Source organism: Arthrobacter sp. LFS091 (assembly GCF_047977885.1).
Taxonomy (GTDB): Bacteria; Actinomycetota; Actinomycetes; order Actinomycetales; family Micrococcaceae; genus Arthrobacter.
The window spans coordinates 184,029-199,257 of sequence record NZ_JBFPFP010000009.1 but is presented as its reverse complement, the minus strand read 5'-3'; the positions used below and the strand labels follow the sequence as shown (position 1 = coordinate 199,257).

The 15,229-nt window shown below is 57.1% G+C and carries 9 protein-coding genes; 2 read left to right on the top strand and 7 right to left on the bottom strand.

Annotated elements, in window-relative coordinates:
• Positions 1-312 precede the first annotated feature (312 nt).
• The 7 genes from ACNQOP_RS17945 to ACNQOP_RS17915 form a co-directional block, all read right to left on the bottom strand.
• Positions 313-3,234 (bottom strand): glycosyltransferase, encoded by a 2,922-nt coding sequence (locus tag ACNQOP_RS17945; protein WP_416405333.1) that lies wholly within the window; start codon positions 3,232-3,234, stop codon positions 313-315.
• 191 nt (positions 3,235-3,425) lie between these two features.
• A complete protein-coding gene (wecC, locus tag ACNQOP_RS17940) occupies positions 3,426-4,694 on the bottom strand; it encodes a UDP-N-acetyl-D-mannosamine dehydrogenase (RefSeq protein ID WP_416405332.1) in 1,269 nt (422 codons plus the stop codon).
• A 25-nt stretch (positions 4,695-4,719) separates the two neighbouring features.
• Positions 4,720-6,429, bottom strand: coding sequence for a glycosyltransferase family protein (locus tag ACNQOP_RS17935; protein ID WP_416405331.1), 1,710 nt, complete (start codon positions 6,427-6,429; stop codon positions 4,720-4,722).
• A 200-nt stretch (positions 6,430-6,629) separates the two neighbouring features.
• Positions 6,630-7,454 carry an ABC transporter ATP-binding protein gene (locus ACNQOP_RS17930; RefSeq protein WP_416405350.1) on the bottom strand — a complete coding sequence of 275 codons (825 nt, stop codon included), beginning with the start codon at positions 7,452-7,454 and terminating at the stop codon, positions 6,630-6,632.
• A 52-nt stretch (positions 7,455-7,506) separates the two neighbouring features.
• Positions 7,507-8,394: an ABC transporter permease gene (locus ACNQOP_RS17925; protein WP_416405330.1), complete on the bottom strand. Its 888-nt coding sequence runs from the start codon at positions 8,392-8,394 to the stop codon at positions 7,507-7,509.
• Positions 8,394-10,145, bottom strand: a complete 1,752-nt coding sequence (locus ACNQOP_RS17920) for a glycosyltransferase family 4 protein (protein WP_416405329.1) — start codon at positions 10,143-10,145, stop codon at positions 8,394-8,396. The genes ACNQOP_RS17925 and ACNQOP_RS17920 overlap by 1 nt, the downstream gene beginning before the upstream one ends.
• Positions 10,142-11,422 carry a glycosyltransferase family 4 protein gene (locus tag ACNQOP_RS17915; RefSeq protein ID WP_416405328.1) on the bottom strand — a complete coding sequence of 427 codons (1,281 nt, stop codon included), beginning with the start codon at positions 11,420-11,422 and terminating at the stop codon, positions 10,142-10,144. The genes ACNQOP_RS17920 and ACNQOP_RS17915 overlap by 4 nt, the downstream gene beginning before the upstream one ends.
• 915 nt (positions 11,423-12,337) lie before the next feature.
• Between ACNQOP_RS17915 and ACNQOP_RS17910 the strand changes: the two genes are divergently transcribed.
• A complete protein-coding gene (locus tag ACNQOP_RS17910; protein WP_416405327.1) occupies positions 12,338-14,038 on the top strand; it encodes a hypothetical protein in 1,701 nt (566 codons plus the stop codon).
• A 97-nt stretch (positions 14,039-14,135) separates the two neighbouring features.
• Positions 14,136-15,212: an LCP family protein gene (locus ACNQOP_RS17905; RefSeq protein ID WP_416405326.1), complete on the top strand. Its 1,077-nt coding sequence runs from the start codon at positions 14,136-14,138 to the stop codon at positions 15,210-15,212.
• Positions 15,213-15,229: the final 17 nt, after the last annotated feature.

Genomic DNA, 15,229 nt, shown 5'->3' with positions numbered 1-15,229 from the left:
GTTGCCAGTTCTACTTCCGGTGATGGGTGGCCTGGTTGTCCGAATGGAGTCAATGACTGCTCAGCCTTAGCCGGCTGTCAACAGCCATTAATTTCTGCCCACCGGCGGCCAATTAATGTGCGTGGTGAGGGTCGGCAAATCATCATCGAACACACCAGTAGCCGGGCGGAGCGACCTGTGGACCATCGCAGCACGCGGGAAGGAACGCCGGGTTCAGCGCCATCCTTCGGCGGCATAACGCACTGAATGGGTACATCTCAACGCTAGCCTTTAACGGCCCGACTCGGTATGTCCGGGCCGTTAACATAATGGTCAGGCGACCGCAAAAGTCACTTCTACGTCCTCGGGAGCAGGGCTCGAATCCCCGCTCCGGAGAGCAGCCAACCGCCAGTTGGGGGAAATGCCAAAGCTAATTTGTACAGACCAAAAACCAGTTTCTGTCGAGCGCACCTTTCGATATATCTTTCCATTTAGCCAGATCTCAACTCCGACATTTGCAGGTGCGGAACCGTAAAGCGTATTCGGTCCAGAGGAGAGGACCTGTCCCGCCGCAACGTTGACTAGGGACACCGTGGGGGCCGGACGGCAGCTGACGGCAAACTCAGTGCCAGCCGCATCCAGAGGAACCTCTGTCTCAACAACACTAGCCATAGATTTTCGTAATTCTTCCTTGAGCGTCCGCCTCGCGAGACTTGACTGACGGGCCTTTCCAAGAATAGGTCCAGGCTTATTCCAAGTTGTGCCATGAATAAAAGGAATACTCGACTGACGTTCTGACCAAACCTCAATCAAAGGCAGACTTATGCCGAAGCGTGCCGCGATGGATTCAGTACAGTCAACGGTTCCAGGATTTTCTTTGAGTCGCCTAACTCTACTTGGATAGTCCGTATCGGCTAGCCCATGCTGGGTATACAAGCCCGAAGGCTTATCCGAGTCAGTCAAGGAGGTGACTATGAAACCATTCTCCTCCGCCCATTTACCACGACTTTCATGCGAGACCTCTAGAATGGGTTCCACATCATGATACGTCCCATAGTAGACCGTGTTGAAAGTATAGAATCCAAACGTGGACGGCGAAACAAGATTAAACTCAGGATTGTAATCGTAGAAAATGGGGGCTGTCACAATTTGACGCTTTGCCTGACTGTGAGAGCAGATTACCTTCCACATATTAGAATAGAAGTCGACTGAGATCGCATCATCGTCGTCTATCGCATGAAATATCGCGAACTCATCTCGTGCCAAAATATTTCGACATGCGGAGACAAAACCGCTCCTATAGTCGGAAATGAAATCCAAAAAGTGAAATGTAACGTGATCTGACAGTGCGCTATTTCGCACAGATTTCTTGAGTCTTTCCAGATGAACTTCGGGAACCTCGGTATCCAAGAAAATCACCCAAGTAAAACCAGGACGAACATGCTGTGATATTGACGGGAGGGTGATAGCCTCAAACAGGCTCAGCCGTATATTCCACCATTCAGGATCGAAGACCCCGATTCCCAGTCGCGTATAGGCAATCACTTTCACGTCGTTGAGATTTAATGGAACACTGAGCTCCAAGTCCCCCGCAGTTCGCTCGCCGTCGTCAATTTCGTGGACAGGCGCAGCAGGATCATTCGTTCTCGAAAGCATCGTCTGAGTCGCCTCTTCAAGGTGTCGGGAAAGGACACCCCATGCTGGCTTCCTAATGCTTGTGTCGAATGGAATAAACGCAGCATCCAGACCAAGTTGGCGCCAACCGCTAACGGCGTCGATCCTATGCGTTGCGTAGCAAAGATATGCCGTCTGCTCGGTTGCGTAATCTGTGTCATCAGCGTTGAGGAAAACCCTTGTAGCGGGGTGCAGTCTTCCTTTTCGAGAAGCCAGCCTGTAAACCAGGTTCAGTCGCCGCTCAAGTGCGAAGCTACCTTCATGGTCAAGATCAAAACCTGCCTCCCGAAGGAATGCATCCCTGTGTCTTTTTGCGAAACGTCGAATGCTTAGGTCTGGGCTGAAGACGAGCGCCGCTATATCATCGGATTCTGCGGCAAGTTGTAAGGCCGCAAAACCTCCGGCGGAGGAGCCCACAGCGAGAACCTTTGTGGTTCCAAGAACTTGAGCCATTTCCTTGATCAACTGCGATAGGTCGCGCATTAGTGCTTGATTAGCGCCACCTGCGTACCAAGCGACGCCAACTTCAAGACTTCTGCTGACAAATGGATCAATGACATGCAGATCAGCGACTCGCTCCGAGGGTTCGATCCGAGAATCTAGAGCTCCGGCCATGCCATGTTCCCTATTAATGGCGCCGTGGAAGAAGACGCGAAGCAGATCAGGAGAAGGCGAAGATCTGAAATCGGCACTAAAGTCAGTGAGATCCTTCGCTCTAAACTCTAGTCTCCCCTCCAATTTTATTGAGTGCAGCGGCACAGTTTGATTATCTTCGGTTAGAACCTCATAGGAAACTTTTGAAACATCACCTGGACTTATTCCTGTAGATTCATGCATAGCGCCGGGTACGTTGGCCATCATTTCGAGAGCCAAGGCCTCGTGCTCGTTCCACATATCTAGGGTCGGACGAATATGTCCCGGTCCCTGCTCGACCAGGGCTAGATGAACACGAGCGTTCTTGTCAATTGTCGAGAGCACATCAAGGCCGTTGGCTTCTAGGAACGGCTCCAGATGATCTTTGATATGCGACTTATCACCCGAATTCTGTACATAGTAAACAAACGGTGGACTCTCGAGTCCAGCGTACAGCTTTGGCATCGAGAAGCGGCCAGGGAATTGACGTTCGAGTTCTTCTCGACTCCGACCGCCGAAAGTACGTTCAGAGAGTATTCGAGCAAAGCGCCCACCTTCGTACATGAAGGGGTCAGTTTGCGGAGAAAATACTAGTGCCACGCTGTCCGGGAACCTGGCAGCCAGCCGAAGAGAGGAGAAGCCGCCTCCACTGCTCCCTTGGAACAAGACCTGACGGATTCCCCAGTCGGCCGACACGCGGCGAACTAGTGCCTCTATGGCGTCCAAGGGGTCTGTGTCCAGAGTACCTTCGTACCATGCCAGTGCAAGTGTCTCATCGACCCCCAAGGTGGGGTCCGAAACAATAATGAATGAACGGTCCGTCTTCATCAGCGACGAGACCCTATTAAAATAGGGAAGCCCTACGTTTGCTTCCTTGGCTCCGTGCGAAACTACAATCAGTGGCTGATCGACAGTGGCAACCACACGCGCCATGACCTGAAGAGTCATACCGTCTGAGAGCGGGAGCTGATAGATCCCTGCCTGCCGCCCCGGTTTGAAGTCCTCCGTCGATTCCAATGAGTACACGGGTACACCAAAATGTGCGTGACTAGTGGCTATTAGTTGCGCTGTCAATTAACTATCCGTTCTCAATGCTGCCTGACCTGAAGCTTGTGTGGCACACCGTGTGCTCACCGCCTCTAACCGGCCAGTGCGCTCCACATCCCCCGGGTGTCGATAACCCGGTCGTGGCCAAGGTCGGACGGCGAAAGATCTTTGAACACATCGTGGTCGACAAGCAGCAACACTACGTCCGCTTGTTCGACCGCATGCTCCAGATCGACGAGCGTTACGTTGTCAATGTCTGCAAGCTTACTAGGTAGCTCAGAAACATGCGGCTCTACCACGACGATGTGATGCCCGGCTGCTCGTCCAGCCAGATTCGAAACAATTTCTACGGCCGGGGATTCACGCAAATCGTCGATGTTCGCCTTAAACGACAGCCCCAAAGCAGCAATCTTTACGTCGTCCTTCCCAAGAGAATTCACGTGGGCTGCAACCTGTTCAACCACCCACAGAGGCTTTGCATCATTCACGTTGCGCGCTGTTCTAATGAGCTGGGCATCATCTGGGGCGGCGGCGACAATGAACCAAGGATCCACGGCAATGCAATGACCTCCGACGCCTGGCCCCGGCTGCAGGATGTTGACGCGCGGGTGGTGGTTTGCGAGCCGAATAAGCTCCCAGACATCGATTCCGAGTTTGTCGCTGATAACGGACAACTCGTTGGCGAAGGCAATGTTCACGTCCCGGTATGAGTTCTCAACGAGCTTTGCCATCTCCGCGGTAACAGCATCGGTGGTCAGGATCTCGCCCTGGCAGAAGACAGCGTAGAGCTCCTTTGCGGCTTCGGCGGCCTCAGGGGTCATGCCTCCCACGATCCGGTCGTTGGTGACCAGTTCAATCATGACCCGGCCGGGCAGAACGCGCTCGGGGCAGTGGGCAACCAGCAGCGCCGGACGCGAGTCCGATCCGTCCAGGCTGAGGTCAGGACGCAGTTCAAGAATGTAGTTGGCCATGTGCTCGGTGGCACCCGGAGGAGACGTTGATTCGAGAATCAGGAGCTCGCCGCCCTGGAGTTGCGGGGCAATGCCGCGAGCTGCCGCTTCGATGTAGCTCAGATCAGCGGAGCGGTCCTCACGGAATGGCGTCGGTACCGCCACAATGTATGCCTGGGCGGAAGGCGTTTCGGTGGTGGCTTTCAGGTGGCCCTGGCTAACGGCACCGGCTACGTGTACGCCGAGGTCCGGCTCCACGAAGGGAACCTCGCCACGGTTGACGGCGTCCACGGTTCCGCTGTTGACGTCAACACCGACAACTTCGATGCCGTTGGTTGCCAGAATGGCTGCAGTTGGAAGCCCGATGTACCCCAGGCCGACGACTGCTACGCGATTAATAGTGTTCAACATATTCCCCGATTTTTTCGTTGGTTATCTAAACAGTGATGTGTTCGGTCGGATTGCCCCAGAACTGAATGTCTCCAGAAGCAAGCAGTTGGTCGTCCTTGGCGGTCCAGGTATGCCCCGAAGCCGAGCGTTGCACGTAGTAGTTGTATCTGTCGGACGCATAAATCTTTCCGCCGGCGTCACTGACAGCGCGCATGAACGCGGTGTCCTCCCCGCGCCCGAGTTCCTCGAAGGGAAAACGTACGAAGGTTGCCTTCTTGGCCATGATCGTTGCACCGATAACCATGTGGCTGAAGCGGTGTTCCATGTGGTTGAACCTCAACACCGTGGCATTCCGGCTCTCGATGTACATGAAGTGCGCCAGTTTTCCCACAACGTCGGCACCCGAGAACATTAGTGCGTTCACTTGGTCCCGCAGGTAGTTCGGACCGTAGTAGTCGTCGTCGTCCATCTTCGTAAGTACCGCGCCCGTCGCTGCCGCCACGCAAAGATTCAGGCAGCTACCAAGGCTGACAGTCCGCGGCTCATGGAGAAGCGTCACTTGGCGGACACCGTATTTGCGGCGCAAGCGCCAGATCTTCCACCAGCTGGGTTTGAAGCCGTGCGTCAGGAGTACCAGTTCGACGTCGACACCCTGCTGGGATCCGACGGTCTTGAAAATATGTTCGAGCTGGTGAGGACGAATGGTGGATACCAGTGCGCTGACCGACTCCAGTTGCACAGGACGGACCCGGTGAGGCAACGCCAGTGCCACTACCTTTTCGGCTCGGTGGGCGTAAGTATGTTCTCCCCAAATCCGCCGCTGGGCGAGATGGACAGAACGGTCGTTGAGTTCCGGGCTCCTCATCAGGGCCCGCATGATGAACTCGGCATCCTCTTTGGTCTCCACGCTGTGGATCTCACCGTCAGGAAAGAACCGCGGCAATGCCGGGCTCGGCATGGTTACCACCGGAGTGCCCGATGCCGTGATCTCAAAAATACGGCGCGCACACATGCTTGGTGAATCCACCACGGAGTTTACGTTGAGGAAGACCTTGTAGGCCTTGTACGCGCTCAGCATCTGATCGTAGGACAGGGAACCAACAACGCGGGATGCGTACGGCTCCGGGAACTGGTAGTCCGGATTGCCGCCAAGCTGCCGCGAAAAGATTTCCAGGCCGTGCTTCACCCTGTCAGAGCCAGCCATGGCGCCGTCGAGCAGCAGCCGCATCTGTTCACGCCGCTCGGGATACTTGTGGGCGAAGTACATTCCCGCGAAGGCAACGTCACGTGAGTGGCGGCCCTCCCTTGGGCGAACGGGATTATGGATCGCCGGCTGAGCAGCGAACGGCAGCACGTCCACGCGGTTGTGTCCGAGCGCCTGCCTGTAGTCCGGAAGCTTGTTCTCGTCGGAAGTGAAGACCACATCAAACTTACGGGCCGCCGGCAGGAAATCGTGGAAGTGCGGAGGATCTTCCTTGTTCCAGAAGACAGTCGGTACGCCATTTTCCCGGCACCAGCGCATCAGGTTCAGGAAGTCTGGCTTGGGCCCGCTGGTCCCCGTCAGCTGATACTTCCAAGAACCGCCGTTGCCTTCCCACGCGGACTCGACGAACAGGAAATCGATGCGCTGTTCCTGCAACTGCTGCGGCCAGCCGTCCTTCGTGAGGAAGACCAGGTTCCATTCATAGGCAAAGGCCTTGGCCGAGAAGTTGTCTAGGATAACGGCCACCGTCAGGTCATCGCGGCGTGGGACCACTTCGGGATACTCGTAGGCAGGAAAGGTAAGTTGCCGTGCTTCTCCCCGCTGTTGAGCTGTCGTTGAACGAGCGGCAACGCTCCTAGCGACCGTTCTACTACCGGACAGGGCTCGCTGACGTTTGTACCAGGCGTGCACCTGCCTGAATCCCCCGGCTCTGTAGTGCCAAGCGGCCTTACGCAGACTTGCAACGCTGTATATCACGCTTTGCTCCTACGGGCCTTACTTCTAGCTAATACCTCAGAAGTCTGAAGATTGCCTCGGGCCTCATCACGAATTCGAGCTGCGGTGATCCCATTTCCCTTAGCCAGTTGATTCGTAAATTCACGATAAATATCGGCGGTTTCTTCTGGATTCCCGTCCATTATGAGATGTCCTTTATCTAGCCAAATGGCTCGCGAGCACATATCGGTGATTGTTCCGAGACTATGGCTGACGATGAAAACACACCCGGCTTGGGCGCGTAGTTCATCCATCCGAGCTTTAGTTCGGTTCGCGAACTGAGCATCACCGGTGTTGAGCGCCTCATCTACTAGCAGAATTTCTGGATCAACCGCAGCTGCAATGGCAAACCGCAATCGAGAGCCCATGCCCGAGGAGTATGACTTCATCGGCAGGTAAATAGCAGAACCAAGCCCAGACATTTCAACGATGCTGTCAAACTTCCTATTGATGAGCTCTCTGTCCATTCCCATGGCGAGACATCCTAGAACGACATTTTGATCGCCGGATAACTCAGGAACAAGCGCAGCATTGACTCCCAACATGATAGGCGTGCTGGACGCGAACACAGCTCCTCGCGTGGGCGCCTCTTGCCCGCTAATCAACCTAACAAGAGTACTTTTGCCAGACCCGTTCCGGCCTATGATTCCCACGGACTCACCCCGCTCTACTATCAACGAAAGCTCGAACAGCGCGTTGACGGTGATTAGGTTGGGTCGATGCAGCACTCGTCTTACGGTGCTCCTTAAGCCAGTTCGCGTAGGTGCCAGCGGCTCGCGAGATGAGGGAACTCGATAGGACATCGCGACCTTGTCGATGACAACACACGGTGGTCCATCAAGGAAAACTGGGACTTCAGTCTCTCGCATACTTCTCTTCACCTCGCCAAAAGACGAAAAATCCTAGGACCAAGGCAGCAATACAAAACAGCGCCAGAGAGAGCCACGAGTGTAGACTAGGCGGTTGATTATATAGCAGGCAATTTCGAACAATATCAATGACGTTGAAAAGCGGATTCAGTTTGAGTATTTCCAGAATCTCAGGGGCTTTGACAAAACGCTCATAGGAGTAGAAGATGGCGGATGCATACATCCAAGCTCTAATAGCGAAGGGTAATAGATGAGTCACATCATGAATCTTGGAGATTAATCTCGCCAGCATCATTCCGACGCCCAGATTAAACAACCACATCAAGGCAATTGCAGGCAAAACGAGAAGCCAGAGCCAAGTTATCTGCTCTACAGGCGGGAGTAGAATTACTAACATGAACATGGCAATGAAGAGTGGAACTGCGGCTAAGAGTTCCCTCACGTTCGCGCCGATGGGTAAGGCGGCACGGGGAAAATTGAAAGCTTGTATTACAGATCTTCCACTTCGAACCGATCTGGCGACAGCCGTTATTCCGCCAGTGCTAAACTGCGCCATGAAGATGCCAACGACAAGGTAACCCACAAAGTTAGGAACACCATGGCTTGTCTGCAGCAATAAGCCAAATATTATGTAATAGGTTAATCCGTTAAAGACTGGGTTGAGTAGAAGCCAAGCACTTCCCAGACGATCTCGTCGAGAGCCGCTTTGAACTCGTGCTCTTGCGTCATAGAAAATGAACTGTCGGTATTCCCATAGCTGAACCAGGTAATCCAAGAGTGCAGGTCGCGACCCAACTCTGGAGAGCTTTCGCATGTCTACAGACGTCTGCTGGATAGCCGCTGGCTCTGGCAAGACAGCCTTCTTTGCCGACATCAGCCAGCCTTCCTTAGATCGTGGGACACCAAAGTTTCATAAGCACGCCCGTACGCTTCAGCGTTCGCTTTCCACGTCCTCGTCGCCAAAACGCCCTGCCTCCCCGCAGCTCCAAGACGCATGCGCAAACCTTCATCCTCCAACAGTTCCAACAACACCTCAGCCAGCCCCGCTGGGTCTGACGGCTCGGCAACCCGGCCGTTGACGCCGTCGTGCACTATCTCGCACAGGGCCTCCAACCGGCTGGCGACCACGGGTCGCGCGCAGGCCAAGGCCTCCACCGGCTTCAAGGGCGTTACGGAACGGGTTACAGACAGATCCTTGCGGGGCACCGCAAAAACATCCAAGGCTTGGTGGTAGAGCCTGGCCTGCTCAGCGGGAACACGACCGGTGAAGACCACTTTCCCCGCGAGCCCCAGCCGCTGCACCTGGTTCCGAAGAGCCGGAGCAGAGGTGCCGTCGCCCACCACAACCAGCCTCAACTTTGGCAGTCGCGGCGCGAGCAACGCAAATGCTGTGACCAGATCATCGATGCCTTCGTAATCAACCAAACTCGTCACTGTGCCTATATACAGCAGCCCGGAGTCCAGACCCAAAACACTACGAGCATCGTGGTGGGACACGGGCTCGTTGAGGTAGTCCCCACCCACCGAGTTAGGGGTGATCAGAACCTTCTCCGCAGGCACTCCAGCAGCCACAATGTTCTTTTTCATGGCCTCCCCCAGTGTCACCACCAGGTCTGCACTCCGCATGGTTTCGGCCTCGCGCTCCATGAACAAGCGGTACCGCTCACTCCCCCGCGCTTCCGGTCCGCGGGTTGACGCCCACGTGTCTGCGAGCTGGCCGCGGACTTCGTAGACCCACGGAACGCCGATCGAGTGAGCAACCTCACGGGCTACAAGACCGTTAACGAAGTGTGTGGTGGTGTGTATGACGCTGGGTTGGAAGTCGCGGGCAACGGCCAGCAGTCCTTCCGCTTGCTGCTGCAACCGTCCATCCATGGTCTTGGCCAGCTTGCCCGGCAGCAATCTTTGATAGGTCACGCGGTCCACGACGTCAGTGTCCTTGGCAGTGAGCACGCCAATCTGGACCGGGTAGCCGATGCGGGTAACGGCCAAGGTGTCCCAGCCCGCGGCCTGCTGAGCGGTTAGGATCGAATGGGTCCTTCGCGCATACCCGCTACCGGTGTGGGGCAAGGAGTTCGTCAGGAGATGGAGTACGCGCTTCGGAGCGGGCTGCGAGACAGCCTTGTCCAACGATGGTCGCCACCCCTCAAAGACGCTGAGTTCGGCAGAAAGACGACGCTGCTGCTTCGCCATGTTTCCGGGCTGGCCATCGAGGGCGCGGACGGCCCCACTCATGTCGCCGGCATACCAGCGACGGCGCGCCGTGGTTGCTGCTGCTTGTGGGCTGGAGCCTGCGAGATCCAGGAAGGCATCCGCCCAGTCGGACTGCTCTGCTGCGAGAGCCACCTCGCCAGCTTTGCGGGCGTGCTCTGAAGACTTCACATCGGCCCGTGCGTTACGGAACCGTCGCTGCAAGGCCTCCCCGTCACCGGCAGCATGGCTGGCCATCATCAGAAGCGGACTCGTGGAGTCCGGGAGTGCGCCCGAGAAGGCACGCGCCAACGGCCGTACGATCCTCGAAGGAAGACGCCGCAGGACCTGAAGGGCCAGCACAAACGGCGCCTCTGAACGGTGCTCCGAGACCGTGCCGAAGGCCAAGACCATGTTTCTCAGAAGGGGCCTCATGCCACACGCTCCTGGCTGCGTGCGCTGGAGCCCTGGCCAACCAGCTCTGCAATGTGACCCATGTAATTCCGCGCAAGCTTGGAGTATTCAGCGTGGTTTTCCACCCATTCCCTGCCACTCTTGCCGGCCGAGAGCCTGGCGCGATCCTTCGACAGTTCCCGCCACAGTTCAGCCACGGCCTCGGCCTTGGAGGTCACCACGTCGCCGCCTTTCGCATCCAGGATGATGCGCTCAGCCTCACCACGGACAATGGCTGTGACATGACGGCCGATGGCCAAAACTTCGTAGGTTTTTGACGGCACCGTGGTTTCAAACGACTTCCAGTCATCCCGGAGGGAAACGATGCAGGTATCGGCTTCACGATATTTTTCCATGACGGCCGGTCCGTGGAGGGACGGGTAGAACGTCACCGGAGCATCCAGTTCGCGAGCCAGTTTCACCAGTTGCGGCCTGCTGGTTCCGCTACCAACCAAGGTCAGGTGGAAGCCCTCGCCTAGCAAAGCGGCTGCCCTGATCAGCACATCCAGCCGCTGGCTCTTGCCGTGGTTCCCCAGATAGAGGGCGTGGAAGCCATCACGTTCCAGGGGCGGCGGATCAAGGAACGGCATGGCGCCCAGGTCCAGTCCGTTACTGACGGTGATGACGTTTCTGACTCCCCTGGCGCGGAGCGTGTCCGCGAATCCTTCGGTGACCGTCACGACCAGATCGGCCTTGCGCTGGACGAACTCCACCACGTGCTCCACGACGCTTTTCACGCTGCCCTGGACGATGCGGGCATCACGTGCCAAGTCCGGCCAGGCATCGCGCATTTCCACAATGAAGGGAACCCTGCGCAACTTGGACAGGACTAGGCCAGCAGCAAGGGTGGGAAGGCTCGGTGCCGTGGCGAGGACAGCGTGGGGTTTCTTGCCCGAGAGCCCCACAGGAACTGACAGCACGGCCGAGAAAACCTGATCGACGAGCCGCGCCACCGATGAGGTGCCGATGTGGCGGAGGTATGGAACGCGGCGAATTGTCTCGCCATGCGGCCCCTTTTGGTGACTAAGAGCAAAACCTGCCTGCCGCCGGGGCAAGTCACGGCGGCCGTTAGGGTAGTGCGCAACGGGTGCAACGACGTCGACGTGCCAACCCGCACTGCGGAACTCGCGGGTCAGTGCGCCCCACCGACGCTGCGGCGGACTGTGTTCGGGCCAATAGGAATGGGTGAGAAGCATGAGGCGCAGCGGCGCTTCAACCTGATCTTGCTCAGCACTATCCCCGGGTAGGGAGCTGCTCATGGTTTATTTGCCACTGAGGCGGGGCCTGCGAACACCCTTGGATCGCAGAGCACGGAAGTACGCGGCGCCCAGCAGAAGCAGCACCAAAACGGTGGCTCCCTGAACAAGGGGATTGTTCTCAGCTACTGGAGCCAGCGCTACTTTCAAAGGACCGGCAAGGTCGGCGCTCACTACGGGCGGGGCAGCCGTCTTGGTCGCTACAGGGGTAGGCGTCGGCGTTGGCTCCGGTGACACTGACGTCTCCGGCTCAATGGGGAGTACTGGTTCAACGATTGCCGGATTCTCCTCTGGCGAGGGAGCTGTTGTCGTAGGCTCCGGGGATGCAGACGAAACCACAGGAGGTACAGCCGGGATCACAACCGGCGGGGCAACTGGTGCGACTGGCTGGACGACAGGCGGCGGCACGGGGGCCGGCGTCGGATCAGTCGGGGCAGGACTTGGGTCCGTCGGGATCACGGGTGGATCGACTGGGACGGGGTTACCAGGGATGGGGTCGACCGGTAGGGGGTCGATCGGATTAGGATCCGGGTTTGGAGTTTCGCCAGGCTGTTCAGTGCCAGGACCGGGGCTCGTCTCCGTGGCCACGGCAGGCTGGGCTCCGAAAAACCCAAGAATGGCCAGCATCAGGACGGCACTTGCGGCTTGAACGCGTCTGATCGCCTTTCCCATCTTTCCCCCGTTTTGTGTTCATAAGGATGCTTCCGCACCCCCGGCTCATGCTCATCTGTCTAACGTCATGACAGCGCGCGGACGGCCACCATCGGAGGGCGACCCGAATTAGTTTATCGTATGGACTAGCTCCGGTCGCGAAGCTGCCTGCTGGACGCGTAGCTCAGCACGGAGGGGCCACCCAGCAACTCAACCTCAATTGCCCTTGTTAGAGTCGTGTCTGCGGACGCCAACACCAAGGAAAACATGAAAACGCGGACAAACGACAGCAACAGAGAACGTCGCACGTCCATCCGTTTAGTATCTGCACTCCTTGCACTCACCGTTCTTCTCGTGGGAGCCGGCGTGGTGAGCGTTGTCCTTACTGGCCAGCCCGACAGTGCGCCTCCGGATACCCCCGCCCTTCCAAGGTCGGGCACAGTGGAGCCAGACTTCCCCATAAGCGGCTACTTCATCTCGGCCAGTTCCCGTGACGAGACAAACTTTGGGAAGCTGCAGGACATCAAGGCTTTCGGCGGCGACACGGTCATAACTTTTGGATCCACTCTGCAACCGGCGACAGCCGACGACCTTCCTGCTGACTGCGTCGTTGACGGCAAGAGTTGCGCCCGAGTCGCCGCTGGGCCCAGAACCGTTGAGCGCTATTTCACGTTCCTGGACGCAAGCAAGTGGGGTCCGGAGGCGCTGCAGTGCCCTGGCGACCGACAAGTCACCAACAACGGACAGTCCTACACTGTCCTCGTCCTCCCGAACGCGGGAAAATCGTGCACATCGACCGACGATAAATACAACATCGTGGTGGCTGGAGGAAGTCCTGCGTCCTCTACAGACCCTTCCAAATCCCTTGCAACGGCAGCGACAAAGCTCGGCCTGAAGTACTTTGCCGGCTTGCCGGCACCAGCAAAACGATCTGACCTGCCTTATCTACCCGATTTCTCCTATAAGGCGATTCTCGACCTCTTCACGGACCGGTTCTTGAAGTACCAAGCTGATGCAAATGACTTGCCAGGCCTGGCCGGGTTCTACCATCACACCGAGATGCCCCTCACCGACAGCGCAACGTTCGATTCCGTGTTTGCTCTTTACGCAAGCCAAAACGATGCAATTCACCGCATCCTTCCAACCCGGCAGGCGATTATCAGTCCCTACATCGATGCGCGTGTCGATAAATCAGGCATCAGCGTCGATGATGCACGGAGGGGAATTCGCCGGATGGCCCAAACAGCGGCCGGCGTCCAGCTCAACATCGCCATCCAGGATGGAATGGGCACGGGCAAGGGCGGCGCGTTCTCCCCCAGCGAGGCAGCGTCCGCGGTTGACCCCTACGCAGCCACCATCGTTGGCCAAGGGACTTGGAACAGTAAATACCTCGCACCCAACAAGGACTACTTCACAGCCGCAGCAGCGGGGATAAAGGGTACCGGCGCTGTCCTTTGGGCAAATTTGGAGGGCATGGCGCCCGCAACCAAGCAGAATCCCTGTGGAGACAGCCTCCGGGGACAGACCACGAAGGCGAGGATCGACCGGCAGCTTCAACAAGTCGCCGCCGCTCGGAAGGTCATTTCATTCATGTGGGACTCGTATTACACCTGCAAAGGAACCGGAACCACCCTTAAAAAGCAAGTCGAAGCAGGCCTGACCACACCCATAATCACCGACGTGACGCTTCAGCCCGATACGGGCACGCTTGAAATTATTGGGTTCAATCTGGAGGGGGGTACGGCTACTCTGAATTGGACGAATAAAGACGGAGAAGAGACGGAAAAGTCGGGGAAAGCGGCCAGCTTTGACCCTTCATACGGCGTCAAGCACGGAATGAACCCCCAACTTGGGATGATTTCGGTCAACATCGGCGCCACGAGCATAGTAAAAGGCAAGGCGTTCTCCGTAAACGTCACGAACAGCTGGGGTGCCAAAGCTACGGAATTCGATTCATTGCTCTCCTGAACTACAAGGCCAGCGGCTTCACGCGTGAAGTCCCTGAGCCAACCCCAATCGCACCCTTGATAGAATCGTCTCTGCTGATGCCGACACCAAGGAACACATGACGCTCCCGACAGATACTGAAACTCCCTCTGCAGAGTCCCGTCCCCGACGTCAGAAGAGCGGGAAGAAAACCGCCCGGAACGTGCTCCTCGGCTTCGCGGCAGCGGTCCTGGTGGCTGGATTGATCGGGGGCGCCTATATCTTCAACCTGGCGCAGACGTTCAACTCCGGGACCACCAAAATCGACTCGGCTTTCCCGGAAGAATCCACGCGTCCCCAGAAGGCTGAGCCTGTCAACGGCACCGCGGCGATGAACGTGCTGGTCATGGGCAGCGATACCCGCGGCACCGCCGAGTTGGATGTTGATACCCAGACGGCGACCGACCAGCGGGCTGACACGCTCATGCTGGTCCACATCCCCGCCGACCGTAAGAACGTCTACGCAGTCTCCCTCATGCGTGACCTCTGGGTCGATATTCCGGGTCACGGCGAATCGAAAATCAACGCTGCCCTCGCCCTGGGCGGCGTACCCCTCGTGGTTCAGACGGTTGAGTCTTTGTTCCAGCAGCGGATCGACCACGTAGCAATGGTGGACTTCGAAGGATTCAAGGGCCTGACCGATGCCCTGGGTGGCGTGGAGGTCGACGTCAAGATCCCGTTTGCACCGGCATCCGGACCAATGAAGGGCCATTTCTACCAAGCCGGTAAGCAGACGCTGAACGGCGACGAAGCTCTTGCCTTCGTCCGCGAACGCAAATCGTTCAGCGATGGCGATTACCAGCGTGTGCGCAACCAGCAGGCGTACATGAAAGCCATCATCAGCAAGACAATCGCCCGTGAAACGCTCACTAACCCCGTGACAGTGAACAGCATGGTCAGCGCTGTGTCACCGTTCATCAGCGTCGATAAGGGCTTCGACGCCGCAGCAATCGGCAGTCTTGCTTTGGGTATGAAGGACCTCCGGGCCAACGACACCGTCATGTTCACGCTGCCCACCCTCGGTACAGGTACTTCAGCTGATGGGCAGTCAATTGTCGTAGCGGATACCACTGCTATTACGGATATTGCAGGAGCGCTCTCCAAGGACCAATTGGGGGCTTATGTCACTGCGCATGCCCTCGAAAAGGGCAACTAACAAACAGCCTTCAAACC

What these genes read in the sequence shown, in the direction of transcription:
- ACNQOP_RS17945 (WP_416405333.1), bottom strand. Translation starts at nt 3,234, where the DNA reads ATGACTCTTCAGGTCATGGCGCGTGTGGTTGCCACTGTCGATCAGCCA.
- wecC (WP_416405332.1), bottom strand. Translation starts at nt 4,694, where the DNA reads ATGTTGAACACTATTAATCGCGTAGCAGTCGTCGGCCTGGGGTACATC.
- ACNQOP_RS17930 (WP_416405350.1), bottom strand. Translation starts at nt 7,454, where the DNA reads ATGTCCTATCGAGTTCCCTCATCTCGCGAGCCGCTGGCACCTACGCGA.
- ACNQOP_RS17925 (WP_416405330.1), bottom strand. Translation starts at nt 8,394, where the DNA reads ATGTCGGCAAAGAAGGCTGTCTTGCCAGAGCCAGCGGCTATCCAGCAG.
- ACNQOP_RS17920 (WP_416405329.1), bottom strand. Translation starts at nt 10,145, where the DNA reads ATGAGGCCCCTTCTGAGAAACATGGTCTTGGCCTTCGGCACGGTCTCG.
- ACNQOP_RS17915 (WP_416405328.1), bottom strand. Translation starts at nt 11,422, where the DNA reads ATGAGCAGCTCCCTACCCGGGGATAGTGCTGAGCAAGATCAGGTTGAA.
- ACNQOP_RS17910 (WP_416405327.1), top strand. Translation starts at nt 12,338, where the DNA reads ATGAAAACGCGGACAAACGACAGCAACAGAGAACGTCGCACGTCCATC.
- ACNQOP_RS17905 (WP_416405326.1), top strand. Translation starts at nt 14,136, where the DNA reads ATGACGCTCCCGACAGATACTGAAACTCCCTCTGCAGAGTCCCGTCCC.